Annotated in this window: 25 protein-coding genes and 1 riboswitch; of the genes, 10 read left to right on the plus strand and 15 right to left on the minus strand. The window is 62.9% G+C overall.

What is annotated here, in order from left to right; translation table 11 throughout:
• Window positions 1-34: 34 nt before the first annotated feature.
• The gene (locus FJ977_RS28165; RefSeq protein ID WP_056570074.1) at window positions 35-1024 is read right to left on the minus strand and encodes a LysR family transcriptional regulator; all 990 of its coding nucleotides are present in this window, start codon (window positions 1022-1024) and stop codon (window positions 35-37) included.
• A 313-nt stretch (window positions 1025-1337) separates the two neighbouring features.
• Between FJ977_RS28165 and chvE the strand changes: the two genes are divergently transcribed.
• The 4 genes from chvE (at window position 1338) to araD1 (ending at window position 6618) form a co-directional block, all read left to right on the plus strand.
• Window positions 1338-2408, plus strand: a complete 1071-nt coding sequence (gene chvE / locus FJ977_RS28170; protein WP_140775431.1) for a multiple monosaccharide ABC transporter substrate-binding protein — start codon at window positions 1338-1340, stop codon at window positions 2406-2408.
• 100 nt (window positions 2409-2508) lie between these two features.
• Window positions 2509-4041: a multiple monosaccharide ABC transporter ATP-binding protein gene (gene mmsA, locus FJ977_RS28175; protein ID WP_140775432.1), complete on the plus strand. Its 1533-nt coding sequence runs from the start codon at window positions 2509-2511 to the stop codon at window positions 4039-4041.
• Window positions 4038-5324: a multiple monosaccharide ABC transporter permease gene (mmsB, locus tag FJ977_RS28180; protein WP_140775433.1), complete on the plus strand. Its 1287-nt coding sequence runs from the start codon at window positions 4038-4040 to the stop codon at window positions 5322-5324. The genes mmsA and mmsB overlap by 4 nt, the downstream gene beginning before the upstream one ends.
• A gap of 301 nt (window positions 5325-5625) precedes the next feature.
• Entirely contained in the window at window positions 5626-6618 is a 993-nt protein-coding gene (araD1, locus tag FJ977_RS28185; protein ID WP_140775434.1) for an AraD1 family protein, read from the plus strand.
• Window positions 6619-6655: 37 nt separating this feature from the next.
• Here the strand turns inward: araD1 and FJ977_RS28190 are convergent, their stop codons facing one another.
• On the minus strand, window positions 6656-7750 hold the full coding sequence (locus FJ977_RS28190; protein WP_140775435.1) for a 2'-deoxycytidine 5'-triphosphate deaminase: 1095 nt from the start codon (window positions 7748-7750) through the stop codon (window positions 6656-6658).
• A gap of 97 nt (window positions 7751-7847) precedes the next feature.
• Window positions 7848-7925: riboswitch (SAM riboswitch) on the plus strand.
• Between the two features lie 57 nt (window positions 7926-7982).
• Here FJ977_RS28190 and FJ977_RS28195 point away from each other — a divergent pair.
• A complete protein-coding gene (locus tag FJ977_RS28195; RefSeq protein ID WP_140775436.1) occupies window positions 7983-9173 on the plus strand; it encodes an O-succinylhomoserine sulfhydrylase in 1191 nt (396 codons plus the stop codon).
• A gap of 33 nt (window positions 9174-9206) precedes the next feature.
• Here the strand turns inward: FJ977_RS28195 and FJ977_RS28200 are convergent, their stop codons facing one another.
• The gene (locus FJ977_RS28200; protein ID WP_140775437.1) at window positions 9207-10358 is read right to left on the minus strand and encodes a ceramide glucosyltransferase; all 1152 of its coding nucleotides are present in this window, start codon (window positions 10356-10358) and stop codon (window positions 9207-9209) included.
• A gap of 298 nt (window positions 10359-10656) precedes the next feature.
• Here FJ977_RS28200 and apaG point away from each other — a divergent pair, with 298 nt between their 5' ends.
• A complete protein-coding gene (apaG, locus tag FJ977_RS28205) occupies window positions 10657-11049 on the plus strand; it encodes a Co2+/Mg2+ efflux protein ApaG (protein WP_027146773.1) in 393 nt (130 codons plus the stop codon).
• Between the two features lie 188 nt (window positions 11050-11237).
• On the opposite strand, the gene FJ977_RS28210 is transcribed toward apaG, so the two are convergent.
• The 3 genes from FJ977_RS28210 to FJ977_RS28220 all read right to left on the minus strand — a co-directional run bounded on the left by FJ977_RS28210 (window position 11238) and on the right by FJ977_RS28220 (window position 14497).
• Window positions 11238-12269, minus strand: coding sequence for an Hsp33 family molecular chaperone (locus FJ977_RS28210; protein WP_140775438.1), 1032 nt, complete (start codon window positions 12267-12269; stop codon window positions 11238-11240).
• Window positions 12270-12369: 100 nt separating this feature from the next.
• The gene (gene argF, locus FJ977_RS28215; RefSeq protein WP_140775439.1) at window positions 12370-13281 is read right to left on the minus strand and encodes an ornithine carbamoyltransferase; all 912 of its coding nucleotides are present in this window, start codon (window positions 13279-13281) and stop codon (window positions 12370-12372) included.
• 16 nt (window positions 13282-13297) lie between these two features.
• Window positions 13298-14497: an aspartate aminotransferase family protein gene (locus FJ977_RS28220; protein WP_140775440.1), complete on the minus strand. Its 1200-nt coding sequence runs from the start codon at window positions 14495-14497 to the stop codon at window positions 13298-13300.
• A 357-nt stretch (window positions 14498-14854) separates the two neighbouring features.
• Between FJ977_RS28220 and FJ977_RS28225 the strand changes: the two genes are divergently transcribed.
• Complete coding sequence (locus FJ977_RS28225; protein ID WP_140775441.1) at window positions 14855-15373, plus strand: GcrA family cell cycle regulator; 519 nt, start codon at window positions 14855-14857, stop codon at window positions 15371-15373.
• Window positions 15374-15434: 61 nt separating this feature from the next.
• Here FJ977_RS28225 and FJ977_RS28230 read toward each other — a convergent pair whose 3' ends face one another.
• From FJ977_RS28230 to FJ977_RS28240, 3 genes are all read right to left on the minus strand, one after another.
• The gene (locus FJ977_RS28230) at window positions 15435-16442 is read right to left on the minus strand and encodes a magnesium and cobalt transport protein CorA (protein ID WP_140775442.1); all 1008 of its coding nucleotides are present in this window, start codon (window positions 16440-16442) and stop codon (window positions 15435-15437) included.
• A gap of 97 nt (window positions 16443-16539) precedes the next feature.
• Window positions 16540-17265 carry a phosphate signaling complex protein PhoU gene (gene phoU / locus FJ977_RS28235; protein WP_140775443.1) on the minus strand — a complete coding sequence of 242 codons (726 nt, stop codon included), beginning with the start codon at window positions 17263-17265 and terminating at the stop codon, window positions 16540-16542.
• A gap of 114 nt (window positions 17266-17379) precedes the next feature.
• Window positions 17380-18645, minus strand: coding sequence for an ATP-binding protein (locus FJ977_RS28240; RefSeq protein WP_140775444.1), 1266 nt, complete (start codon window positions 18643-18645; stop codon window positions 17380-17382).
• 221 nt (window positions 18646-18866) lie between these two features.
• On the opposite strand from FJ977_RS28240, the gene ppk2 reads away from it, so the two are divergent.
• A complete protein-coding gene (gene ppk2, locus FJ977_RS28245; protein WP_140775445.1) occupies window positions 18867-19775 on the plus strand; it encodes a polyphosphate kinase 2 in 909 nt (302 codons plus the stop codon).
• A gap of 49 nt (window positions 19776-19824) precedes the next feature.
• Here the strand turns inward: ppk2 and FJ977_RS28250 are convergent, their stop codons facing one another.
• From FJ977_RS28250 to FJ977_RS28260, 3 genes are all read right to left on the minus strand, one after another.
• Entirely contained in the window at window positions 19825-20571 is a 747-nt protein-coding gene (locus FJ977_RS28250; RefSeq protein WP_140775641.1) for an enoyl-CoA hydratase-related protein, read from the minus strand.
• A gap of 8 nt (window positions 20572-20579) precedes the next feature.
• Complete coding sequence (locus tag FJ977_RS28255) at window positions 20580-21218, minus strand: acyl-homoserine-lactone synthase (RefSeq protein WP_056570040.1); 639 nt, start codon at window positions 21216-21218, stop codon at window positions 20580-20582.
• 98 nt (window positions 21219-21316) lie between these two features.
• The gene (locus FJ977_RS28260; protein ID WP_140775446.1) at window positions 21317-22048 is read right to left on the minus strand and encodes a LuxR family transcriptional regulator; all 732 of its coding nucleotides are present in this window, start codon (window positions 22046-22048) and stop codon (window positions 21317-21319) included.
• Between the two features lie 260 nt (window positions 22049-22308).
• Between FJ977_RS28260 and FJ977_RS28265 the strand changes: the two genes are divergently transcribed.
• Complete coding sequence (locus tag FJ977_RS28265; RefSeq protein ID WP_140775447.1) at window positions 22309-23160, plus strand: transporter substrate-binding domain-containing protein; 852 nt, start codon at window positions 22309-22311, stop codon at window positions 23158-23160.
• Between the two features lie 65 nt (window positions 23161-23225).
• On the opposite strand, the gene FJ977_RS28270 is transcribed toward FJ977_RS28265, so the two are convergent.
• Window positions 23226-23639 carry a tellurite resistance TerB family protein gene (locus FJ977_RS28270; protein ID WP_056570030.1) on the minus strand — a complete coding sequence of 138 codons (414 nt, stop codon included), beginning with the start codon at window positions 23637-23639 and terminating at the stop codon, window positions 23226-23228.
• A gap of 173 nt (window positions 23640-23812) precedes the next feature.
• On the opposite strand from FJ977_RS28270, the gene FJ977_RS28275 reads away from it, so the two are divergent.
• Complete coding sequence (locus tag FJ977_RS28275; RefSeq protein ID WP_140775448.1) at window positions 23813-25459, plus strand: lysine--tRNA ligase; 1647 nt, start codon at window positions 23813-23815, stop codon at window positions 25457-25459.
• Here FJ977_RS28275 and FJ977_RS28280 read toward each other — a convergent pair.
• A complete protein-coding gene (locus tag FJ977_RS28280) occupies window positions 25425-26285 on the minus strand; it encodes a thermonuclease family protein (protein WP_348643235.1) in 861 nt (286 codons plus the stop codon). The genes FJ977_RS28275 and FJ977_RS28280 overlap by 35 nt on opposite strands.
• A 10-nt stretch (window positions 26286-26295) precedes the next feature.
• Window positions 26296-26934 (minus strand): helix-turn-helix transcriptional regulator, encoded by a 639-nt coding sequence (locus FJ977_RS28285; RefSeq protein ID WP_056570027.1) that lies wholly within the window; start codon window positions 26932-26934, stop codon window positions 26296-26298.
• Window positions 26935-26962: the final 28 nt, after the last annotated feature.

The following is a 26962-nucleotide window of genomic DNA, read 5'->3' on the forward strand; positions in this document are numbered from 1 at the left end:
CCTCTTCACCCGCCGACAATCATGTGGCCACGCATCAACCGACCTCCCGCAGGATGAAATCGTGCAGCATCTTGGCGGCCGGCGACAGCACGCGATTCCTGACCGTGATCAGGCTGTAGGGCCTGACCTCGATGTCGAATTCGGTCTGGACGACGTCGATGGCGCCGGCGAGCCCGTCGGGATTCTGGATGAATTTCGCCACCTGCACCGAAACCGGTGCGATGGCGTCGGATTGCGCGACCATGACCAGCGTGAGCAGCAGCGAACTGGTGTTGAGGATCCGGTCCGGCAGGGCGATGTTGCGGTTCAGGAAATTGCTCTCCATCGCCTGGCGCAAGGGCGAACCGCCTGACTGGAAAACCCAGTCATAGGCGGCGGTGTCTTCCAGCCGCACCACGCCGCCGCTGGTGAGCGGGTGGCCACGGCGCACGATCAGGCAAGCTTTCTCGACGCCGATGACACGCGATTCGAACAGCCGCGGATTGAGGTCGTCGGGGATGCGGGCGATGATGAAATCATGGCGCGTGGCAATCAGTTCGCGCGCCAGCACATTCGAGGTCTCGACCTGCATGGTGATCTCGATGCGCGGGTAGATGCGGCGGATTTCGCGGATCGCCGGTACCGCCAGTTCGATCGCGGGCGCCGTCACGGCACCCAGGAACACCGACCCGCCCTTGCCCGCCTTGAGTTCGGAAATCTCGCGGTCGACCTCGCGCATCTCCAGCAGGATCGAGCGCGCACGCCTGGCCAGCGCCTTGCCGTAGGGTGTCAGCGTGATGCCGCGCGGCAGCCTTTCGCACAGCTTGACCTCGAGCACCGCCTCCATCTCGGCGATCATGCGCGAGGCCGCCGGCTGCGAGATGTTCATGACCTGCGCCGCCGCGCTCACCCGGCCGTGATCGTCGAGAGCGACGATCATGCGCATGTGACGCAGGCTGAGACCGCTGCGCAGCAGGGTTTCGCCGTCACCCGGTACGTCGCTGTAAACGTTTGAAACCGCAACCGGATTCGGTAACGTCGCCATGGTTTTCCCTTACCTCCGCTCGCGGCCCGTCGGCATTTGCCAGCGACCCGTCACGCGTCATAACATATACCACTTGCGGTATAGCAATCATCAAAGATCGCATTTGACAGTTATGGCAAAAGGGCGGCAACGTCAGCGCGTTCCGAGACGCAACAGTCGCCGACGATAAAAATCGTATCGATTGAAATCAGTGCCTCGGGGCCATGGGAGGATACCGGAGATCGATATGACGGCAGCAGTGCCTTGGCGCTTCTGCACGATTGCGCGGCCCGCGACCCCCGGGGTGCCGCGTCCATCAACCAGGGAGAGTTAAGTGAAAATCATCAAGACACTGGCCGCAGTCGCGGCGCTTGGCATCGCTGCCATGACCTACTCGGCGCACGCAGCCGACAAGGGTCTTGTCGGCGTGCTGATGCCGACCAAGACCTCGCAGCGCTGGATCAATGACGGCGATGCCGTGAAGTCCCAGCTCGAGGCTCTCGGCTACACCGTTGACCTGCAGTATGCGCAGGACGACATCCCCAACCAGCTCAGCCAGCTGGAAAACGAAATCACCAAGGGCCCGAAGGCGCTGATCATCGCCTCGATCGACGGCACCACCCTGTCGGATGCGCTGCAGAAGGCCGCTGACGCCGGCGTCGTCGTCGTCGCCTATGACCGCCTGATCAAGAAGACCGCCAATGTCGACTATTACACCACCTTCGACAATTTCGGCGTTGGCGTGATCCAGGCGAATTCGCTGGTCAAGGGCCTCAAGGAGCGCTTCCCCAACACCAAGCCCTGGAATGTCGAACTGTTCGGCGGCTCGCCCGACGACAACAACGCCTTCTTCTTCTACAACGGCGCGATTTCCGTCCTGCAGCCGTTGATCGACGACGGCTCGATCAAGATCAAGTCCGGCCAGACCGGCATGGACAAGGTCGGCACGCTGCGCTGGCTGGCGGCAACCGCCCAGGCACGCATGGATAACCTCCTGTCGGCCAACTATTCGGACGGCAGCCGCGTCGATGGCGTCCTGTCGCCCTATGACGGCCTGTCGCGCGGCATCACCGCCTCGCTGCGCGCCGTTGGTTACGGCACGGAAGCACAGCCCTGGCCGATCGTGACCGGTCAGGACGCCGAGACCGCCTCGGTCAAGCTGATCATCACGGGCGAACAGTACTCGACCGTGTTCAAGGACACCCGCGACCTGGCCAAGGCCACCGTCGAACTCGTCGACAAGGTGCTCTCGGGCGGCAAGCCTGACGGCCTCGACACCAAGACCTACAACAACGACGTCAAGGTCGTCCCCTCGATCCTGCTGACGCCGCATGAGGTCGACAAGTCGAACTACCAGAAGCTGGTCGTCGACTCGGGCTACATCAAGGCCGAAGACCTGAAGTAATTTCGGTTGTAAAGTCAGGGGTCCTGCGCAACGCAGGGCCCCTTTTCGTTCACAAGCGACCCCGGTATTGTTTCTGCCGGCCTCGGAGGAGCTTGCGCCAATGACCTCGACGATTTTGGAGATGCGCGACATCACCAAGACGTTCCCCGGCGTGAAGGCGCTGTCGAACGTCAACCTGCGTGTCGAGGAAGGCGAGATTCACGCCGTGGTCGGCGAGAACGGCGCCGGCAAGTCGACGCTGATGAAGGTGCTGTCGGGCGTCTATCCCGCGGGGACCTACGACGGTCAGATCATCTTTCAAGGTCAGGAATGCCAGTTCAAAGGCATCCATGACAGCGAACACAAGGGCATCGTCATCATCCACCAGGAACTCGCGCTGGTACCGATGCTGTCGATTGCCGAAAACATCTTCCTCGGCAACGAACACGCCAGATACGGTGTGATCGACTGGGATGCCAACGAGAAGCGCACCAGCGCCCTGTTGAAGAAGGTGGGCCTCAAGGAGGACCCCAAGACGCTGATTACCAATATCGGCGTCGGCAAGCAGCAGCTGGTCGAGATCGCCAAGGCGCTGAGCAAGGATGTCAAGCTGCTGATCCTCGACGAGCCGACGGCGTCGCTCAGCGAAAAGGACAGCCAGGCACTGCTCGACCTTTTGCTCGAATTCAAGCGGCAAGGCATGACCTCCATCCTGATCTCGCACAAACTCAACGAGATCAACCGGGTCGCCGACAAGGTCACCGTCATCCGTGACGGGCGCACCATCGAGACGCTGGCCAAGAAAGACATTTCGGAAGACCGCATCATCACCTCGATGGTCGGCCGTTCGCTCGACGACCGCTATCCGCCGCGCGAACCCAAGATCGGCGAGGTCGTGTTCGAAGTGAAGAACTGGTCGGTCTATCACCCGCTCCATGCCGAACGGCAGGTGATCAAGGGCATCGACATCAACGTGCGCAAGGGCGAGGTGGTCGGCATTGCCGGGCTGATGGGCGCTGGCCGCACCGAATTCGCCATGAGCCTGTTTGGCCGCTCCTATGGCCGCCGCATCACCGGCGAGGTGCTGCTCAAGGGCAAGCAGATCGATGTCTCGTCGGTGAGCAGGGCGGTCGAACACGGCATCGCCTACGTCACCGAGGACCGCAAGACCTACGGTCTCAACCTCATCGACCATATCAAGCACAACATAACACTCGCCAATCTCGGCGGCGTGTCGCGCCACAACGTCATCGATGATCTGCGCGAGCTCGCCATCGCCAACGACTATCGCAAGAAAACGAACATCCGTGCATCGAGCGTCTATCAGATGACCGGCAATCTTTCGGGCGGCAACCAGCAGAAGGTGGTGCTGTCGAAGTGGCTGTTCGCCGACCCGGACGTGCTGATCCTCGACGAGCCGACACGCGGCATCGATGTCGGCGCCAAGTACGAAATCTACACGATCATCGCGCGCCTTGCCTCGGAAGGTAAGGCGATCGTGGTCATCTCGTCGGAGATGCCGGAATTGCTTGGCATCACCGACCGCATCTACGTCATGAACGAAGGTCGCATCGTGGGCGAAATGCCCGCGGCGGACGCAAGCCAGGAAAAAATAATGCGCGCCATCGTTCGGGGAGAAGGAAAAGCAGCATGAGCACCGAAAGCGCCCCCGCCCCGCAAGGCAACGTCACTGACGAACAGCGTCCACGCATCGCCGTCTCGGCGCTGACGGCGAACCTGCGCGAATACGGTCTGATCATCGCGCTGATTGTCATCATGCTGTTCTTCCAGTTCACCACGTCGGGAACGCTGTTCAAGCCGGTGAACCTCAGCAATCTGGTGCAACAGAACTCCTTCATCATCGTGATGGCGCTGGGCATGCTGCTGGTGATCGTTTCCGGCTATATCGACCTCAGTGTCGGATCGGTCGCGGGCTTCATCGGCGCGCTGGCGGCAAACATGATGGTGATCTGGCAGCTCGGACCGCTCAGCAATCCGCTGGTGGTTTCGATCGTCTGCCTGATCGTGGGCGGCCTTATCGGCGCGGCGCAAGGCTACTGGATCGCCTATCACCGGATACCAAGCTTCATCGTGACGCTGGCTGGCATGCTGATCTTCCGCGGCATCTGCCAGGCGCTGCTGGGCGGCGGATCCTCGGTGGGCCCCCTTCCGGACGGCTTCAAGGCACTGAGCTCCGGCTTCATCCCGGACGTGATCGGCCCGCTGACGCTGATCCCGCCGACGGTGAACGCCGCCGGCAAGACAATCATGGGCAGCGGCCTGACGCTGCATATGACGACGGTCGTGCTGGGCGTGATCGCCGTGCTGGCCTATGCCTATTTCGGGCTGCGCACCCGGCGCAAGCGCGAGCGCCATGGCTATGAAGCCGAACCCTTCCCCCTGTTCGTCGTCAAGACGCTGGTCGCCAGCGCGCTGGCGCTGTTCCTGGTCTATGAGTTCGCCAGCTACAGGGGGCTGCCGGTGGTGCTCCTCGTCATGGGCGTGCTGATCTCGCTGTTCGTCTTCGTCACCAAGCGTATGACCATCGGCCGCCGCATCTACGCAATGGGCGGCAACGCCAAGGCGGCGCAGCTGTCGGGCATCAACACCGAGCGGCTGACGCTCTACGTGTTTATCAACATGGGCGTGCTGTCGGCGCTCGGCGGCCTGATCATCGCGGCCCGCCTCGGCCAGGCCGTGCCGGCGGCGGGTCTGGGCTCAGAGCTCGATGTCATCGCCGCAGTCTTCATCGGCGGCGCCTCGGCGATGGGCGGCGTCGGCCAGGTCATCGGCGCGGTGGTCGGCGGCTTCATCATGGGCGTGATGAACAACGGCATGTCGATCATGGGCGTCAACGTCGACTGGCAGCAGGTGGTCAAGGGCCTGGTGCTGCTCGGCGCCGTGATCTTTGACGTCTACAACAAGAACAAGGCCTGACAGGAGCAATTCCAGGAAAAGCGCATCACGGTTTTCCCACAGGAATTGCACAGAAACAAAATACCGGGAGCGGCTCGGTTCCTCAAAGCTGAACCGCTCCCGCGAGGCAACAAGGAAGGCATACGGGTCTAGATCGCGATGGCGCCGGCAAATAGTCGGCATCAAGAAGTCCCCCAGGGGATCAAGCCCGCGAGCGCAATCCGGACGAAAAATTTCACCCGTGGCGCGGCGAGGTCCGAGCCGCGCAGGTCAAGGTTTGTCAAAAGGCAACCGGACCAAGGCAAATAAGAGAGGATTGATCATGCTGATCTCGCAGATTCTCGACGACGCCGAGACCATTCGTGTCGTGGCCCGCAGCGGCGGCAAGACCCGGATAATCAACGGCGCCCGCAGCGTCTATTCGCTGGCGATGGAAGCTGCCCGCACAGGCGTCGGCCTTGCCACCCTGATCGAGCGCAAGGGGCTTGGCGAGACGATCGATCTCGACGCCGCCTACAAGAAGGGGCGGCTGTTGTCGCCGATCAACCATCCCGATCCGGCTCACCTGCATCTCACCGGCACGGGCTTGACGCATCTCGGCTCGGCGGCGACGCGCGATTCCATGCACAAGAAGCTGAGCACCGATGGCGAGGAGCAGCTCACCGATTCCATGAAGATGTTCCGCATGGGCCTGGAGGGCGGCAAGCCCGCCAAAGGCCAGGTCGGCGTGCAGCCGGAATGGTTCTACAAGGGCAACGGCACCATGGCCGTGGCCCCAGGTGCGGCACTCCTGTCACCGGCCTTCGCCAAGGACGCCGGCGAGGAACCCGAGGTCGCCGGCATCTACGTCATCGGCGACGACGGCGCGCCCTTCCGTGTCGGCTTCACGCTGTCGAACGAATTTTCCGACCACGTGACCGAGCGCGTCAACTATCTCTTCCTCGCCCATTCCAAGCTGCGCAATGCCTCGTTCGGGCCGGAGATCCTGATCGGCGACCTGCCTTCCGACATCCGCGGCACATCGCGCATCGTACGCGACGGCAAGATGCTGTGGGAAAAACCGTTCCTGTCGGGCGAAGCGAACATGTCGCACACCATCGCCAATCTCGAACATCACCATTTCAAATATTCGGCGTTCCGCCAGCCGGGCGACGTGCATGTGCATATGTTCGGTACCGCGACACTGTCCTTCGCCGACGGGGTCAAGACCGAGGCCGGCGATGTGTTCGAGATCGAGGCGGGGGATTTCGGCCTGCCGCTGCGCAATCCGCTGGAGATCGAAAAGCCGGTGAAGGTGGTTGTAAAGGCGCTGTGAGTGGTGATCTCCCCCCTCGTGGGGGAGATTGGCAGTGTCACCGCGCGGCGCGAAAGTGCTTGGACAGCTTCAGGCCTTGCGCCTGGTAGTTGGAGCCCAGATCGGTGCCGTAGAGCGCCTGCGGGCGCTTCAGCATGTGCTCGTAGACCAGCCGGCCGACGATCTGGCCATGGTCGAGGATGAACGGCACTTCATGGCTGCGCACCTCCAGCACGGCCCGGCTGCCGGTGCCGCCGGCTGCCGAATGGCCGAAGCCCGGGTCGAAGAAGCCGGCATAGTGGACGCGGAATTCGCCGACCAGAGGGTCGAACGGCGTCATCTCGGCGGCATAGAGCGGCGGCACGTGGACCGCTTCCTGGCTGACGAGGATGTAGAATTCGTCGGGGTCGAGCACCAGTTCGCCCGCGCCGCTCTTGTGGATCGGCTCCCAGAAATCGACGACATCCTGCGCCGCGCGCTTGTCGACGTCGACGAGACCGGTGTGATGCTTGCCGCGGTAGCCGACCAGCCCGTCACTGTCGCCATTGAGATCGATCGACAGCGCGATGCCGCCGCCGGAAATGTTAGGCGGCTCGGTGGCGACCAGCATTTGCGCGCGGTGGAGTTCGTGCAGCTCGGCCTCCGAGAGCAGCGCATTGCCGGTGCGGAAGCGGATCTGCGACAGGCGTGAGCCGGTGCGCACCACGATCGGGAAGGTGCGTGGGCTGACCTCCAGATAGAGCGGACCATTGTAGCCGGCGGCGATCTTGTCGAACTCGTGGCCTCGGTCGGTCATGACACGGGTGAAGATGTCGAGCCGCCCGGTCGAGCTCTTCGGATTGGCCGAGGCGGAAATCTCCGCCGGCAATGCCAGGCTTTCAAGCAGAGGCACGATGTAGACGCAGCCGGTTTCCAGCACCGCGCCGTCGGCAAGATTGATCTCGTGCAGCTTCAGCCGGTCGAGCTTCTCCGAAACCTTGTGATTGGGGCCGGGCAGGAAGGAGGCCCGCACCCGCCATGCCCTGTCGCCGAGTCTCAGATCGAGACTGGCCGGCTGGATCTGGTCGGCATCGAGGGCACGCGGCGACTTCAGCGCGCCGGACTGGAACAGCGCCGAAATGTCCTGATCGGGAAGAATGCCCGTCTCTCGCAAGGCTTCGCTCCTAGAGGGCAGGCTTTGTCGAACCCGCTTGGTACAAACCTCTTAATGAAGCCGGCAATTGACGCAAGCGTGGGACGGGTCTAAAGGGTCGTTATCCCGTGGTGATTTGGCCGGTCGGCTTGCAGCCACGTTAAACAAGTCGCTAAAGGACCGTCGGGCCGCAAGGCCGTATGGACCGGTTGCGACTTTCGCGGCCGGTTTTTTTGTGTCTGGAACAAAAGCGATGAGCACCAAGAAGCGCAACTGGAAGCCTCAGACAGCCCTCGTGCATGGCGGAACCCTGCGTTCCGGCTTCGGCGAAACCTCCGAGGCGATGTATCTGACGCAGGGCTATGTCTACAAAACGGCGCAGGCGGCCGAAGCCCGGTTCAAGGGCGAGGAACCAGGTTTCATCTATTCGCGCTACGCCAATCCGACCGTCGACATGTTCGAAAAGCGCATGTGCGCGCTCGAAGGCGCGGAGGATGCGCGCGCCACGGCGTCGGGCATGGCCGCGGTGACGGCGGCCCTTCTGTGCAGCGTCAAGGCCGGTGACCATATCGTGGCGGCGCGCGCGCTGTTCGGCTCCTGCCGCTGGGTGGTCGAGACGCTGGCGCCGCGCTACGGCATCGAGGCCACGCTGGTCGACGGCACCGACATCGCCAATTGGGAAAAGGCGGTCAGGCCCAACACCAAGCTGTTCTTCCTGGAAAGCCCGACCAATCCGACACTGGAAGTGGTCGACATATCAGCCGTCGCCGCGCTTGCCAATTCAATCGGCGCGCGGCTTGTCGTCGACAATGTCTTCGCCACGCCTTTGCAGCAGAAGCCGTTGCAGCTTGGCGCGCATATCGTCGTCTATTCGGCGACCAAGCACATCGACGGCCAGGGCCGCTGCCTCGGCGGCGTGATCCTGTCGGACAAGAAGTGGATCGACGAGAACCTGCACGACTATTTCCGCCACACCGGCCCCAGCCTGTCGCCCTTCAATGCCTGGACGTTGCTGAAGGGCCTGGAGACGCTGCCGCTGCGCGTGCGCCAGCAGACGGAGAGCGCCGGCAGGATCGCCGATTTTCTCGCCGAACAGCCGCAGATTGCTCGTGTCATCTATCCCGGCCGCGCCGACCACCCGCAGGCCGATATCGTCAAGAAGCAGATGTCGGGCGGCTCGACGCTGATCTGCCTCGATGTCAAGGGCGGCAAGCAGGCAGCCTTCGCCCTGCAGAATGCACTCGACATCGTGCTGATCTCGAACAACCTTGGCGACGCCAAGAGCCTGATCACCCATCCGGCGACGACGACGCACAAGAATTTAAGCGACGAGGCCCGCGCCGAACTCGGCATCGGGCCTGGTACGCTGAGATTGTCTGCTGGCCTGGAAGACACCGACGACCTTCTGGAAGACATCGCACAGGCGTTGAAAGCCGCCAAATAGCAGGCCGTCCAGGCAGCGTCGCCTGCGGCGGATTCAGGCTCGCGACGGCGCCTCTTCAAGTTCGGCGGCCTTGGTGCCGATGGTCATCGCATTGCCGCGCCAGTCGACGGCGCCGCCGAGCCAGCCGCGTGCCCACATCGCCGGCAGGATCAGGTCACGCACCACGATCGCCGCGACCATGCGCGGCGACAGGTACCAGCCCTTGGACCAGGCCAGTGCACATTCCGGGAAGTAGAAGGCCGCCAGCACGGCGACGGCCGTCAGCGGCAGGCTGAAGCCGGCGCTTGCCGCCGCAACCAGCGCAAGCACCAGCGGCACCACCGCGCCGGTCAGGATTTCAGGTGCGAAGAACAGCGGAAAGGTGACGCGGCGCAGGCGCGCCCAGCGGGCCTGGCGCGACCAGATCTCGCCAAGCGTGCGCCGGCCAAGCGGCTGTTCGAAGGGCGAGGCGACGAGATTGACGCGCAGGCCGAGCCCATTGACCAGCTTGGTCGCGGCGGCGTCCTCGGCGATTTCGGCGGCCAGCGCGCGGATGCCGCCATTGGCATCCAGCATCGGCTTGTTCCAAAGCATGCTCTTGCCCTGGGCAAAGCCAAGGCCGAGCGCCTCACCGGCATACTGCCAGCGGGCCTGCAGGGTGTTGAGGAAGGCGCATTCGACCTCGGCCCAGAAGCCATCCGGCCGCGAGCCGATCGGCGTCGAGCAGACAAGGCCCGTGTTTGGCCGCCACGCCGCCATCAGATGCTGGATGTAATCCCCGGGCATCAGCACGTTGGAATCAGCCAGGATGACCCATTTGTGCCGCGCGGCTTCCCAACCCTTGACGCAATTGTTGAGCTTGGGATTGGCGCTGACGCGATCGTCACCGATCAACAGCCGGGCCGGCAGCTTGGGGAAACGGGCAATGGCTTGTCTGATCAACCCGACCACCGGATCATCGGCATGGGCAACGCAGAAGATCAACTCGTAGCGCGGCCAGTCGAGCGAGAAGGCGCGCTCCAGCGTCTCGTGCGTGAACGGCTCGACGCCACGCGACGGCACGACAATCGACACCGGCTGCGATTTGCCGGCTGGCGGCGAGATCGTAGTGCGCCGTTTCAGCTGTGAGGCCGCCAGCGCGATGCTGGCAGCGTTTGAAAGGATAAGAGCAGTCGAAAGCGAGGCGGCTATGATAGTGAGTTCCATCGAGATCTGGGCGCTCCAGAAGAGACGGGCCGCGGTGTGGCCGCTTTCAACAGTTCGACAGAGCGCCGAGTCGCTCGGTTCGCGCACACCACCATTGTCATGTGTCACTTAAATGACATTCTTTGCCGGCACCTGCCTTTCGAGGACGAGCGCGACAAGACGCGCACGTTGACCTCCTCGCCTGGAGGGCCGAAAGTTTTGTTTGTTTGAGCATGATCTTTGGACAGGCGGAAACCGTTTGGCCGGGAAAACCGGTCCACTTTTCGGGATCATGCTCGATATCGTTTTGGAGCCGCTTATGTACCGCGCAGTCACGCGCAACATCGAAGTGCAGGTCAGGCCGTTCTATCTCGAGGACCGTTCGGATCCTTCCGAGAACCGCTATGTCTGGGGTTACCAGATAACGATCGACAATCAGTCGGACGAATTCGTGCAGCTTCTGTCGCGCTATTGGCACATCACCGACGGCGCCGGCCGGGTCGAGGAAGTGCGAGGCCCCGGCGTTGTCGGCGACCAGCCCGAACTCAATCCCGGCGACAGCTATCAATACACGTCGGGCTGCCCGCTCTCGACGCCGTCAGGGATCATGGTCGGGCGCTATACGATGCGCAACAAGCGCGGCGAGACATTCGACATCGCCATCCCGGCCTTTTCGCTGGATCTGCCGGGAACGAGACGGACGGTGAATTGAGCGTCTTTCTCCCCGTCACTACACGGGGAGAAATGCCCGGCACGCAATGAGGGGCGGCGCCGAACTGATGAGATTATCTTTCACGCACGTGACGGGTCTACGCGCGGCCACTTGCCAAAGTTAGCGCTGCCCCTCATCCGCCTGCCGGCACCTTCTCCCCGATAGTGACGGGAAGAAGGAAGCTCCCTTTACTGCGCCGCGAATTCCGCCGGGTCGAAGTCATATTGCTTCGAGCAGAATTCGCAGGCGACGTGGATGCCGCCGTCCTCGGTCGAGTCCTTGATCTCCTGCGCGGAGAAGCCCTCGAGGATGCCGCGGATCTTGTCGCGCGAGCACGAGCACTGGTCGGCGACGGGGACGCCGCCGAAGACGCGCACGCCATGCTCATGGAATAGGCGATAGAGCAGCCGCTCGGCGCCGATCGTCGGATCGATCAGCTCTGTCGGTTCGATGGTACCGAGCAGCGCCAGCAATTCCTGCCAGGAATTGTCGGCCGGATCGTGGATCTCGTCACGCGGATCGCCATCGCCGCCGGGCAGGTCCGGAACGCGCATGCGCTCGGGGGACTGCGGCAGGAACTGCGCCAGGATGCCACCGGCACGCCACTGTTCGCGCGCGCCACCAGGGCCCGGCGTCAAAAGCTTGGCGACAGAGAGCCTGATATCCGTCGGAATCTGCTCCGACTGGCGGAAGTAGGTGCGCGCCGCGTCCTCCAGCGTCTCGCCGTCGAGTTGCACGATGCCCTGATAACGCTGCGTGTGGGCACCCTGGTCGATGGTCAGCGCCAGCACGCCGCTGCCGAGCAGCGTCTGCTGGGACGTCTCGCCCGCCGCGACGAGGGCCTCGAGCCTATCGGCATCGAAGCGCGCATAGGCGCGCAGCGCCGAAGGCGTCGTGAAATCCGCCACCAGCATGTCGACCGGCCCGTCGGTACGGGTCTGCAGGATGAACTTGCCCTCGAATTTGAGCGAGGTGCCGAGCAGCACCGTCAGCACGCAGGCTTCCGCCAGCAGGCGGGCGACCGGCTCGGGATAGTCGTGGCGGCTGAGGATGGCGTCGAGCATCGGCCCGAGCTGGACCGTGCGACCGCGCACGTCGAGCGGACCGACCTCGAAAGGCACGACATGGTCGTCGCCGGCATAGCCGAACTCGCCGAGTTTGGGGTGATGTTCAGTCACTTGATGCGTTTCCAACATGACAAAGCTCCAGGGCGCGGCCATGCCGCCCCCTGGGGTGCATGCGTCCAAACGCGCTTGATTTGCGTGATGCGGCGCAGATAGGCATCGCGCCCCCGCAGATCAAGCGCCCAGACACTTCATCTCAAGCACCAAGACACCAGGCGAGCACCGCCTTCTGGGCGTGGAGCCGGTTCTCGGCCTCGTCGAAGACCACCGAATGGGGTCCATCGATGACCTCGTCGGTCACTTCCTCGCCGCGATGCGCCGGCAGGCAGTGCATGAACAGCGCGTCCTGCTTGGCATGCGCCATCAGCTTGGCATTGACCTGATAAGGAGAGAAGACGTTGTGGCCGCGGGCGCGATGCTCCTGGCCCATCGACACCCAGCAGTCGGTGACGACGCAATCGGCCTGGTCGACGGCTTCCTCGGGCGAGCGGGTGAAATGCAGCTTGCCGCCATGCGCCTTGGACCAGTCGACATGCTTCTGCGCCGGCTCGCTGCCTTCGGGAACGGCGACGTTGAGGTTGAAGCGGAACCGCGCAGACGCTTCGAGCAGCGAATGCAGCACATTGTTGCCGTCTCCGGTCCAGGCGATGGTCTTGCCGGCAACCGGACCGCGATGCTCCTCGAAGGTCATGATGTCGGCCATCAGCTGGCAGGGGTGGGTGTCGTCGGTCAGCCCGTTGATCACCGGCACGGTTGCGTTCTCGGTCAGTTCCAGCAACCGCTCATGCGAGGTGGTGCGGATCATGATCGCGTCGACATAGCGCGACAGCACCTTGGCGGTGTCGGCGATGGTTTCTGAGCGGCCGAGCTGCATTTCGGTACCGGTCAGCATGATGGTCTCGCCGCCAAGCTGGCGCATGCCTACGTCGAAGGAAACGCGTGTGCGGGTCGACGGCTTGTCGAAGATCATCGCCAGCACCTTGCCTTCGAGCGGCTTGGTCCGCTCGCCGGCCTTCAGGCGCGCCTTTCGCACCACCGCGTCGTCCAGCATGAAGCGCAGGTCGCCCTCGGAAACGGTGGAAAGATCGGTAAAATGGCGAACTGACATCAGCAATATTCCGGAATTACTTCGCGGCGGCCACGGCAATGGCGTCCGCCAGGCCCTTGGCACCAGCGCGGATGCGGTTGAGCGCTTCGTGGATCTCGGCGTCGGTGACGGTGAGCGGCGGCAGCAGGCGGATGACGTTGTCACCGGCCGGAACCGCCAGCAAATGCTGGTCGCGCAGCGCCATGTTCACCTTGGTGTTGGGCATGGCGCATTTGAGGCCAAGCATCAGGCCGGTGCCCCTGATGCCTTCGATGACATCGGGAAACTCGTCCGCGATCGCCGCCAGGCCTTGCTTCAGCAGCAATGCCTTGCGCTGGACATCCTCGAGGAAGCCGTCTTCGAGCACCACGTCGAGAACCGCATTGCCGACAGCCATGGCCAGCGGATTTCCGCCGAATGTGGTGCCGTGCACGCCCGACGTCATGCCGACCACGGCCTCGTCGGTGGCCAGGCACGCGCCCATCGGGAAGCCGCCGCCAATGCCCTTGGCGATCGCCATGATGTCGGGCGTCACGCCCGTCCATTCATGCGCGAACAGCTTGCCGGTGCGGCCGATGCCGCACTGGACCTCGTCGAAGATCAAGAGCAGGCCGTGCTGGTCGCAGAGCTGGCGCAGCCGTTTCAACGATTGAGTCGGCACCGGGCGGATACCGCCCTCGCCCTGCACCGGTTCGATGAGGATCGCCGCGGTTTCCGGCGTGATCGCCTTCTCGGCGGCATCGATGTCGTCGAAGCCGACCTGGTCGAAGCCTTCGACCTTGGGTCCGAAGCCTTCGAGGTATTTGTACTGGCCACCGGCCGCGATGGTCGCCAGCGTGCGGCCATGGAAGGCGCCTTCGAAGGTGATGACGCGGAAGCGCTCGGGATGACCCTTGACGAAGTGGTAGCGCCGCGCCGTCTTGATCGCGCATTCCAGCGCCTCGGCGCCGGAGTTGGTGAAAAACACCTTGTCGGCGAAGGTGGCATCGGCCAGGCGCTCGCCAAGCCGGCTCTGTCCCGGGATCTCATAGAGGTTGGAGACGTGCCAGAGTTTTCCCGCCTGCTCGGTCAGCGCCGCGACCAGATGCGGATGGCTGTGGCCGAGCGAATTGACCGCGATACCGCCGGCGAAATCGAGATATCGCTCTCCCTTGTCGGTAACCAGCCAAGTGCCTTCCCCGTGGTCGAAAGCCAGGGGTGCGCGCGCAAAGGTCTCGTAAAGCGCCGAACCGCTCATTATATGCGTCTCCGGTACCGGAAAATCAAAAAAGCCGCCAAAGCGGCGGCCTTGTGCGGCTTATCGTGTTTTTCGGCCATGAAGTCAACGAAAACGTCGCGTAGTGCGCGCGGCAAGCCCTCCGACGCGACGCCGGCTCATAAGCGACCGGGCAAGTTGGGGAAAACCGAAAAAACCGATTCGTGTTGCACTTGGGACTCTTGTCACCGAGTCAGCGCATAAGGTAATTGTAGTCGAGAAATAACTAGATTTCGTGCGGCGGACCTAATCACCAGATATATGTGGTGTCTGCCCCAGCAGTGGTGCTGGGTCGGGAGTGGATTCCGATTGCCGCACGCTTAGCAGGAGCGCGGTCTCATGAACTGGACTGACGAGCGGGTCGAACTTCTCAGAAAACTGTGGTCGGAGGGTCTGAGCGCAAGCCAGATTGCCGCCCAGCTTGGAGGGGTGAGCCGCAATGCCGTCATCGGCAAGGTGCACCGGCTGAAGCTGTCGGGCCGCGGTCGTGCAACGGCGACGCCGGCACGCCAGAAGAAGGCGACACAGGGCTCGACCGTCCAGAAATCGGTGGCGCGCGCCGCAACCACGACTCGCCATGTCACGACATCGATCGGTGCGACCGCCCTTCAGACGCAATTCGACGCCGAGCCGGTGGCGCGACACTATATCCGCCCGGTCGAGAATGTGGTGGTACCGATCTCACGGCATTTGCAGCTCGTCGAGCTGACCGAGCGCACCTGCAAATGGCCGAATGGCGATCCGCTGTCGGAGGACTTCAACTTCTGCGGCAACGAAGCCGCCGAAACCGGTCCCTATTGCAAATACCACGCCCGCGTGGCCTTCCAGCCGGCGGCGGAGCGCAGACGCAATCGCTGAGCGCGGAGTAGTGAGTAGTGAGTAGTGAGTTTCACTACTTACTAATTTCTACTGACTCACCTCACAGCCATCCATTCTTGCGAAACCGCCAGTAGAGAAACGCGCAGATCGCCGCGATGGTGGCCAGCACCATCGGGTAGCCATATTCCATCTTCAGTTCCGGCATGTCGGTGAAGTTCATGCCGTAGATGCCGGCGAATGCCGTTGGCACCGCCAGGATGGCCGCCCAGGAGGCAAGTTTCTTCGAGATCGCCGTTTCCTGGCTCTGACCGACCAGCAGGCTTGCCTCGAACGCGAAGGCCAGCACCTCGCGCAAACTGTCGATCTTTTCCTGGACGGTGCGGATGTGGTCGGTCACGTCGCGAAACAGCGGGTGCATGGCTGAATGGATTTGCGGCAGGTCGGCGCTGGTCAGCCGGCGGCAGACTTCCACCAGCGGCAGCGCTGCATTGCGCAGGCGCAGGAGATCGCGGCGCAGCATATAGAGCCGCTCGATGTCGGGACCGGTCATCGGCTTCAAAAGGACCTTGTCCTCGATCGCCTCGACCTCGTCCTCGATCTGCTCGAGCACGGGCATGTAGTTGTCGACGATGAAATCGAGAATGGCATACAGGACGAAATCCTCGCCCTTGGCCAGTGAATGCGGGCAGCTTTCCCAATGCTGGCGAACGGCGGCGTAGGAAGTCGACGGGCCATGCCTGACGCTGACGATATAGCCCGAGCCAACGAACAGATGCGTCTCGCCGAAGGTCACCCGTCCTTCGATCAGCTGCGCGGTGCGGGCGACGATGAACAGCGCGTCACCATATTGCTCGAGCTTGGGCCGCTGGTGCGGATGCTCGGCATCCTCGATCGCCAGCTCGTGCAGATGGAACTGTGCCTGGACGCGCAGCAGAAGGTCCCGGTCCGGTTCGAGCAGCCCGATCCAGACGACGTGTCCCGATTTCTTGGCCCAGTCGCCGGCTTCCTCGATCGGAATATCGGCAATACGCCGCCCGGCGGTGTAGACACTGGAGGCGATGATGCCTGACGTTGGCGCCGCGGGCTTGAACTCTCGGACATATTCCATCGCAGCCTCCTGAAGACAGGACCTTTATCAAGGCCTGAGAAGCTTAACGCCGCGATAGTTTAGCGCAATATGATCTAGCGTTCGAGAGGAAGAGCGTTCATTTCGCCGTCACCGTCGCGGAAAGACTTATCTTGTCGGTCTTGTCGCCTTTCGGCCGCTCGGCCGGCATCTGGTCGCCCGTGACGATGTAATAGATGGTTTCGGCGATGTTGGTGGCGTGATCGCCGATGCGCTCGATGTTTTTGGCGCAGAACAGGAGATGCGTGCAGGGCGTGATGTTGCGCGGATCCTCCATCATGTAGGTCAGCAATTCGCGAAACAGCGACGTGTACATGGCATCGATCTGGTCATCGCGATCGCGCACGAAGCCGATCTTGTCGACCGAGCGCGAGGCATAGACGTCGAGCACTTCCTTGAGCTGCGTCAGCGCCAGGTTTGCCAGGGCCTCCAGGCCGCGAAACAAGCTGGTTGGCTGGCGGCCGTCGATGACGGCGACCACGCGCTTGGCGACGTTCTTGCCGAGGTCGCCGACCCGTTCGAGATCGGCGGAAATGCGGATGGCGCCGACGATCTCGCGCAGGTCCGTCGCCATCGGCTGGCGCTTGGCGATGATGATGATCGCCTTGTCGTCGATCTCGCGCTGCCCATCATCGAGCACGGCGTCATCGCGAATGACTTTCTGGGCCAGTCCCGGATCGGCATTGACCAGAGCGGCGACCGCCTGCTCGACCATGCGCTCGGCGTGGCCGCCCATAGCGGCGATGCGCTTCGACAGATATTTCAGCTCCTCGTCATAGGCGCTCATGATGTGTACGGACTGCATGAATGAAATGCCTTCCCACGGGTTCTTTGCTTTGAGTCGTTTCCTCGAATCCCCGCTGATACGCTAGCGGGATGACAGAAAAAAGAAACGGTCCAGGGGAAAACTAGGGCGAGATCAGTGCGTCGGCAAATGAACCGAGAAGGCGGCGCCCTTGCCGACTTCGGATTTGATCGTCAGCCTGGCGTTATGGCGTGTCAGAATATGCTTGACGATCGACAGGCCGAGCCCGGTGCCTTTCTGGGTCCGGCTGGTCTCGGCATCGATGCGATAGAAGCGCTCGGTGATGCGAGGAATGTGTTCCTCGGGAATGCCGGGGCCGAAATCCCGGATCGTCACGTCGATGCCGGGTTCGGAATCGAGGTCGCCGCGCGCAATCGACACCAGGACGCGGCCGCCCGACTGCCCGTATTTGCAGGCGTTTTCCAGGAGATTCTCGAAAACCTGGAACAGCTCGTCGCGATCGCCCGGCACATTGAGAGGCCCCTTGGCGAAATCGCGCTCGATGGCAACGCTGTTTTCGCGGGCAAGCGGGGCCAGCGAATCGATGACGCTGTCGACGGTCTGGCGCAGGTCGACCTCCGTCCCGGGCTTCAGATAGGGTTTCATCTCAAGCCGAGACAATGACAGGAGGTCGTCGATCAGCCGCGCCATGCGGCCGGTCTGGTTCTGCATGATCTGCAGAAATTGCTCGCGCGCCGCCGGATCGTTGCGGGCCGGTCCGCGCAGCGTCTCGATGAAACCGGCGATCGAGGCCAGCGGAGTGCGCAATTCGTGGCTGGCATTGGCGATGAAGTCGGCACGCATGCGGTCGATCCGCCGCGTCTCGCTCTGATCCTTGAACACCAGCACATAGAGATCGGTGCGGTGCCCGACCGAGGACGCGCTGACCCGGTAGGCCCGCTCGACCGGCAGCTTCTCGGTATAGTCGACGACATCCGAGGCGAGGGCACCCGACAACACGCTGTCGAGCAGGGTCTGCATTTCCGGCGCCCGGAATTTCAGCGGCAGCGATATGCCCGGTGCGATCCCGCCAAAGGCGGCAAACGCGGCGGCGTTGGCATGGACGATGGTGGCGGCATGGTCGAAGATGATGAGCGGGTCGGCGACGGCCGCCGCCAGATATTCGCCAGACAGGCGCTGCAGGCCGATCGTCTCGATCGCGGCGGCACCCTCGGCGGACTGGCGCAGGCCCGCGGCCGGCAGCATAGCCGCCGCAAGCAACAGGAGCAGCGCTGGTATCAGCACGTAGGCGGAAATGCCCGCGAAGGCAAAGGCGATCAGAACCGCGGCGACACCGGCAGCGAGCAGCCAGCGGCTGTTCCACAGCCGGGCGGCCAGGATTTGCGCCATGCCTTTCTGCCCTGCGTCCAGATCAGTCATTCCCTCGCGCGCCCGCCCCCATGCCGTCCCAACGGTCGTGCGGCAGCGGAAACTTCCGCTGGACCGCTCCGCGCATGATCCCGTAAATCGGGAATCGATTCTCGGAAAGGATCATGCGCAAAATCAAAAGTCCTGCAGCGTCGTTTGCGCGTCCAGACGGACGCGCGGTCTGTAGTGGCTCCCAATAGCATGAGTCCGAAAGCTGGAAAGGGTTCGTCAGCATGAAAAAAGCCAAGGAAAGTTCCGCCGCGCCACCTTCGGGTCCGCTGAAGATCACGATCGACGGCAAGGAACGCGAGTTCGACATCGAGAATCCCGAGCTTCCGGACTGGGTCGAGGACAAAAAGCTGACCGCGGGCGGCTACCCCTACGACAAGAAGATGAAAAGCGACGAGTACGACGAGACGCTCGAAAAATTGCAGATCGAGCTCGTCAAGGCGCAGGCATGGCTGCAGGCGACCGGCAAGCGGGTGATGGCGCTGTTCGAGGGCCGTGACGCCGCCGGCAAGGGCGGCACGATCTTCGTGGTGCACCAGTATCTCAACCCACGCACGGCGCGCAACGTGGCGCTGACCAAGCCGACCCAGCCCGAGCTGGGACAATGGTACTACCAGCGTTATGTCGACCACTTCCCGACGTCGGGCGAGTTCGTCACTTTCGACCGCTCCTGGTACAACCGCGCCGGCGTCGAGCCGGTGATGGGCTTCTGCACGCCCGAACAGCACGAGAAGTTTCTCGACGAGACGCCCCATTTCGAACGGATGATCGTCAATGACGATATCCATTTCTTCAAATTCTGGCTGAACATCGGACGGGAAACGCAGCTCGAGCGTTTTCATGACCGTCGCTACAGTCCGCTGAAGAGCTGGAAGTTCTCGCCGATCGATGTCGCCGGCATCACCAAATGGGATGATTACACCAAGGTGCGCGACACCATGTTCGAGCGCACCCACAAGGCGTTCGCGCCATGGATCATCGTGCGGGCCAATGACAAGCGCCGCGCCCGGCTGGCAGTGATGCGGCGCATCCTGTTGTCGCTGCCCTATGAGGGGCGCGATCTCGATATAATCGGCAAGGAAGACAAGAAGATTATCGGCGAAGGGCCGTCATTCCTCGGCAAGGAAGGCTGAGTTCGCCGTGCCGCGTGGCCTCCACGCGGCACGGCATTCTTCGCGATCCTCAGGCCGCCAGCCTCGCAATGCGCTGCAGGCGCCGCAGCGTGGTGTCGTCCTGCAATGCCTGCTGGAACAGCGATATCTCCTGATCGATGCGGTCGCACAGCGCGCCGGTGTTCCCCTTGAGCAGGCCACGGGTCTGCAGCAGGGCAGCGACCGGCTTCTTGACCAGCTGCCTGGCCCGGCCGAGCGTCGCCTCCTCCACGCCGTCATGCACGATCTCGGCGACGAGGCCGAGCGCCCTTGCATCCTCGGCGTGGAGCGTGTCGCCGAGGCAGAAGAAGCGGAAGGCGCCGGCATAGCCGAGCTTCTGCGGCGCCAGGATGCTGGTCGCCGCGTCCGGCACAAGGCCGAAATCGACGAACGGCACCCGGAACGTACTTTCATTGGAGGCGATCACCATGTCGCAGTGGAACAGGATCGTGCAGCCGACGCCGACGGCATCGCCGTCGACGCAGGCGAGGATAGGCTTCGGGAACGTCGCCAGCGTGCGGAACATGTCGGTGACGGCGGCGATGAGCTTCTGATGCTTGGTGGCGTCGAGGAATTCGGAGAAGTCGCCACCGAGGCAGAAGCAGCCTGCCAGGCCACGCAGCACGACGACACGAACCTCATCATTGTCGGCGGCTTCGTGGAACGTCCTGGCAAGGCTTTCATAGGCCCTTCTGTCGAGCACCGGCCGGCCGTCATTCGACGACACGGTGACGATCAGCGTGTGGTTGCGCAGTTCTGGTTGCGGGTGCATGGCCATCTCCGATTTCATGACGCCCTCCTTTGGCCGAACATGTCGGGATATCCCCTGGCCAGAACAGGCGCATGATGATTGCGGCGCGAACGCACCACGTCCAGCGTGTGCTCGGTGAAGGAGAGCAGTGTCGCCACGACCTGCTGATTTCCGTAGGTGCGCTGGTAGCCCAGCGGTGTCGCCAGGAAATGCAGTTGCAAGGCGCGTAATACCCACATCGGCTCGAACTCGATGATCACCTTGTCGACGCCGCGCTTCAGCCCCCACTCGACGAAGCCGGCGATCAATTCGGTACCGACTGTCGAAACGCCGCGACGGCCATCGCGAAAACCGGGAGCCACCGCATAGCGGGTCAGTTCCCAGATGTTTGGGCCCGATGGCGGCGTTCCCTCGGAAAGGTCGGTCAGGACTTCGGTCAGCAGATGGGGCCGCGTGGTCGGCAACATCCTTTGATAGCCTGCGATTTCGTTGCCTCTGATGACGATCTGATGTACCGCCTCGTCGTGGTCGAACTGGTCGACCTCGAATCCGTCCGGGCGCCGCAGGTCCTCCCACCCCATTTCTTCGACAAATATCTGGTAGCGCAGCCGATGGACGGCCTCCCAAAGGTCGGGACGTTCCATCAATTCCTGAGTTGTAAGACAAAAAAGCATGCCGTCGTCTCCTGGGTTTAAGAGGAAGATACGGCCGTGCTTCAGTGAGAAAATTGCGTGATCACGTAGGCAAGAATTTCTAGGTCGGCACGGCCGACCTAACTAATGTAGCCGCGCCTTATCGCTTCGGCGACAGCCTGAACCCGATTGACGGCACCGAGTTTGCTTTTGGCGTTAAGAAGATGTTTCTCCGAGGTGTGCTCCGAGATGCCGAGGATCTGCGAAATCTCCCATTCGGACTTGCCGACAGCCGCCCATTGCAGGCATTCGCGCTCGCGCGGAGTCAACTCGATGTGGTCGATAGTCTTGGTCGCCATGGTGTGGAGTTGCATGGCGCGGCCAACGGCATAGGTGGAGACCAGCGACACCAGGCCGAACTCGTCCGCCGACAGCTGCACGGCCTCGCCACCCAGCGACACCATGACGATCTGGCCGTCGAGTGTGATCAGCGGAAAAGCCAAGCCGTCGCGCAGCTTGAAGGCGCCGGCATCGCCCATCACTTCGCCGCTGCTCTTGTCGACGCGAATGCCCTCGGCGGCTTCCCGCCACTGGAACGGCGCCTGCAGCTGCTTCATGTGGCTGACCACGGGATCGTGATCGACATAATTGCGCGACACGTAGCGCTCCAGCCATTCGACAGGCCAGTCGCACAGCAGCACATGCTGCTTTTGCTGCCCGGTCGGCGTGCCCGGCTGCGGAACGGTTCCGGCCATAAGCGCGGTCAGACCGAAATCCGACGTTATGCCCAGCAGCTTCTCGCAAACCGCCGCCGCCGTTCCGGCGTGCTGCAGTTGGTCTATATATTCCAGCGTACGATCGAATTGACCCATCGCAACATCAACCCCATGTTGCCTTATGCATTGAGACCGATGGTCCATGCCTTGTCTGCACTTTGCCACCGACCACGGATTGCAATCGCACTTTTCCGGTTGTGGTTCTCGACCCTGGTCCCCCCAACCAAGGCAGCCACCGCTGTTTGCAAACGTGTTAAATCATATCCCGAAATCGGCGCGTTGAAATCAAAAACCATTGTGCCTGTATCATTTTCGTACCAAAACCAGTGCGAAAACGAGTGCGGCGGAGTTCTATCGTGGCGTTCCAATGGCGGTTCCTGGTTCTGGCGTCGCTGCTGATCGCGGCGCTGCCGCTGGCTTCTGGGGCGCGCGCGGTGGAACCGCAGGTGCCGGTGCTGTGGGACGCCAAGGAACGGTTGCCCAAGCCGGATCTTTCGGCCCTGCCACGGCTGCGATTTCTGACGACCACGGATTTTCCACCCTTCAATTTCCTCGACGGCGCGGGAAAGCTGTCCGGTTTCCACATCGACCTGGCACGCGCCATCTGCGCCGAACTCGGCATCACCGACAAATGCCAGATCCAGGCATTGCCGTGGGCCGAGCTCGAAGGGGCGCTTGAGAAGGGCGAGGGCGAAGCCATCATCGCCGGCATCGCCGCAACGCCGCAGGCGCGCCAGACATATGCCTTCTCACGCTCCTATCTGCAGTTTCCGGCGCGTTTCATCATGCCGAAGGGCAAGGCGTTGACGGAGCCGGTCTTCGACAAATTGCACGGCAAGCGCGTCGGCGTGATCGCCGGCTCGGCGCATGAGCGCATGCTGCGCGACTATTTCAACACGGTCCAGATCGTCTCTTTCGACGGACCGGAGGCCCTCTACGCCGATCTCAAGGCAGGCAAGATCGATGCGGCCTTTGGCGACGGCATGCGCTTCGCCTTCTGGCTGGGCGGCTCGGATGCCGCGGGCTGCTGCCGCTTTGCCGGCGGCCCCTATCTGGCGCCCGAATATCTGGGCACGGGCATGGCCATCGCCACACGGGCGGACAATCCGGCCCTGGCCGCCGCGATCGACTACGCGCTGCAGGAGATTTCGATGAAAGGTACTTTCGCCGAATTCTACCTGCGCTACTTCCCGGTCAGTTTTTTCTGATCCGATCCCGGTCAGTTTTTTCTGATCCGGTCCTGGTCGGTGTTTCTGATCCGCCCGTAACGCCGTCAGGTCAGCGTGCGAAGCCGGGCCTTGGCGGCGCGGCCGATGGCGGCGACGGTCAGTGTGTCGAGATCGAGCTGCCGGCGGATCAACTGCAGCACGCGCACTTCCTCCATGCGCATTTCGAGATCGACGGCCGCCACTTCGAAGGCCGCGGCATAGGCGGTGTCGCGCAGGCGCTCCGGCAGGGCTTCGGCGACTTGGGCCAGGACACCCTCCAGGCCGTCCTTTTCATGCAGCAGCTTCTGGCAAGCCTGGGCGACGGGAACCAGCCGGTCCTGCTTGAAATCCTCGAAGACCGGCCATGAGCGGACAACGTCGCCGATCCGGGCCAGTTCGACATCGGTCATGTCCCGATCGGAGGCCGAGGTGATGACCATCAGATAGATCAGGGCTTCATGCGGGGTGGGCGACGGCATTCTTTGCTCCATGAACGGGCTCCGAAAGTAGGAACGGGCGCCAAGGGCCGCAAGGAAAAAGCGCCGCAATCGTTGACGCTCCGGCCCCGCGCGCCTAGAGACCGGTTGAAAATCGACACCGCGGCCAAACCAGCGAAATGATCTGGCCGGCGAATAATTTGGAAAACAGAACCATGGCGGGATCAAACATCCTCGATCTCAATCCCGAACTGCTGACGGCTGCCGCCGAGAGCAAAGCGTGGCCGTTCGAGGAAGCCAAAAAGATCATCGAGCGCTACAAAGGCGCCGACTTTCCCGAAACGATCCTGTTCGAGACCGGATACGGCCCGTCCGGCCTGCCGCATATCGGCACGTTCGGCGAGGTGGCGCGCACATCGATGGTACGCCACGCGTTTCGCGTCCTGACGCAAGACAAGGTCGCGACCAAGCTCTTGTGCTTCTCCGACGATATGGACGGCATGCGCAAGATACCCGACAGCGTGCCGGATCGCGCCGCGCTTGAGCCGTATCTGCATATGCCGCTGTCGTCGGTGCCCAATCCGTTCGGCGGCGACTATACGAGCTTCGCCGATCACAACAACGCGATGCTCTGCCGCTTCCTCGACACGTTCGGCTTCGACTACGAATTCGCCAGTGCGACGCAGTACTACAAGTCGGGCCGTTTCGACGCGATGCTGCTTCGCGCCGCAGAGCGCTACGACAAGATCATGGCGGTGATGCTGCCGACGCTCGGACCCGAGCGGCAGGCGACCTACAGCCCGTTCCTGCCGATTTCTCCGAAGAGCGGCCGCGTGCTTTACGTGCCGATGAAGCATGTCGATGCCAAGGCCGGCACCATCACCTTCGACGACGAAGGCACCGAGACCACGCTTTCGATCACGGGCGGCAGGGTGAAGCTGCAGTGGAAGCCGGACTTCGGCATGCGCTGGGCGGCTCTTGGCGTCGATTTCGAGATGTTCGGCAAGGACCACCAGACCAATGCCGTGGTCTACGACCGCATCTGCGACATACTGGGCGGGCGCGCGCCGGAGCATTTCGTCTATGAGCTGTTCCTGGACGAGAACGGCCAGAAGATCTCGAAGTCGAAGGGCAACGGCCTGACCATCGACGAATGGCTGACCTACGCGCCGACCGAGAGCTTGGGACTCTACATGTACCAACGGCCGCGGCAGGCCAAGAAGCTCTATTTCGACGTCATCCCGCGCGCCGTGGACGAATATTACACCTTCCTCGCCGCCTACCCACGGCAGGACTGGAAGGAGCGGCTGGGCAACCCGGTCTGGCATATGCATGACGGCAACCCGCCCGCCATCGACATGCCGGTGCCGTTCTCGCTGCTGCTCAACCTGGTCAGTGCTTCCAATGCGCAGAACAAGGATGTGCTGTGGGGCTTCATCTCACGCCACGCCGCCGGCGTGACGCCGGCCACCCATCCCGAACTCGACAGGCTGACGGGCTATGCGATCCGCTATTTCGACGACTTCGTAAAGCCGACGAAAACATTCCGCGCCGCCGACGATGTCGAGCGCGAGGCGCTGCAGGCGCTGGACGCAGCGCTTGGCACGCTGCCGGCGGACGCCAGCGGCGAAGCGATCCAGAACGCTTCGCTCAACGTGGCGCGCAAGATCGAACGCTATCAGGATCATTCCAAGCAGAGCCCGGAAGGCGGCCCAGGCGTTTCTGGCGCCTTTTTCCAGATGATCTACCAGGTGCTCATCGGGCAGGAGCGCGGCCCGCGCTTCGGATCTTTCGCCGCACTCTACGGCGTCGCCGAGACCCGCGCGCTCATTCAGCAGGCGCTGGCTGGTCAGCTGGCTTGAGGGCGCCGTCGACCTCTTCCAGGATCGAGCCCGGCGCCTGAGGCGCCGGGGCGGGCGCGGCGGGCATCGCCGATATACCGGCAAGATCCGGCGCCGGCCCGAAAATGCCCTTCTTGCCGCTTTGCGCCTTTTCGCCGGCCTCGACATAGGGCCCGCCCTTGGTGGCACGCGCCCAGCCGTTTTCGACCAGCCACTGGCCGACGTCCTGCTTGCCGATCCGGCATTCCGCCGCGATCCGGTCGCGCCCACCTTCGGGCGGCACCGTGCAAACCACCGCGCGGCCGCGCAGAAAGGCCCGGAACGCGCTGCGCGCGCGAATGCCGCACGGCCAGGATTTGCCGTCGGTGGTGCAGGCTTCATCCTGCGCGACGACATCGATGCCGGAAACCGCGACTGAATAGCCTTTTGCCTCGATAAGGCCGGCGGCCGGCGCGACCGGCTGGAACAGCTTCGTGCCGTTCCAGTCGTCGGGCATCTTCGGCTTTGGCGGCATGGCCAGCGCCAGCTTGCTCAGCGGCTCGCGCGGCTCGACCCGCTCGATTTCCCCGGCGGGCAGTTCCGGCAGCGCGACGACCTGCGGATCGATCGCCCGCGAATGCACCGCCGGCTTTGCCGGTGGCGCAGCGGCAGGCGCTGGGATGGCTGACGTAGCCGGCTCCTCCGGCCCGGCATCGGTGCCTGCCTGAGAGATCGTATCAACGCCAGGATCGATCTGGTCCACCGTAACGGTGCCTTCATTTCCTTTCAGCGTGCGGCCGCCGGCGACGACCAGGGCCGCCATCACCGGAACCATCACAACCGCCAGGGCAATATGAGGAAGCCGCACCAGCTCGGACCTACTGACTCGCCCAGACAATCCGCGCCACCCATTCGACATCGCGCATGGGGATGTCGCGGTCGGGATGATCGGGATTGAGGGAGACCAGCGCGATCGACTTGACGGTCTGGCGCTCGAGCACTTTGGCCATCACCTCGCCTGACGTGGTCTTGACGACGACGCGATCGCCCTTGCGGGTGGCCGCGCCCGGCTCGACGATGAGGACGTCACCATTGCGGTAGAGCGGCAACATGGAGTCGCCTTGCACCTGCAGCGCATAGGAGCTTTCGGTCGACTGCGCCGGCAGTTCGACCAGATCCCAGCCCTGCCCTGCCGGAAAACCGGCATCGTCGAAAAAGCCGCCGGCGCCGGCCTGGGCAAAACCAAGCAAGGGCACGGATCGCCGGTAGGCGGGCGCGGCGCCCATGCGGCCTTCGATAAGCCCGGTGAATTCGTCGAGTGAAGCCCCCGTCGCCTCGATGATCTTGGCCAGCGATTCGGTCGAAGGCCAGCGTGGTCGGCCGTCGGACGATAGGCGTTTCGATTTGTTGAAAGCAGTCGAATCGAGCCCCGCGCGCCTTGCCAAACCTGAAGCCGAAAGCGAATAGCGCTCGGCGAGAGCATCGATGGCGGCCCAGACGCGGTCGTGCGAGAGCATGTCGTGCTCTCCTTCGAAACAGGAAAAA

Source organism: Mesorhizobium sp. B2-1-3A (genome assembly GCF_006442655.1).
In the GTDB taxonomy this organism is placed as follows: domain Bacteria; phylum Pseudomonadota; class Alphaproteobacteria; order Rhizobiales; family Rhizobiaceae; genus Mesorhizobium.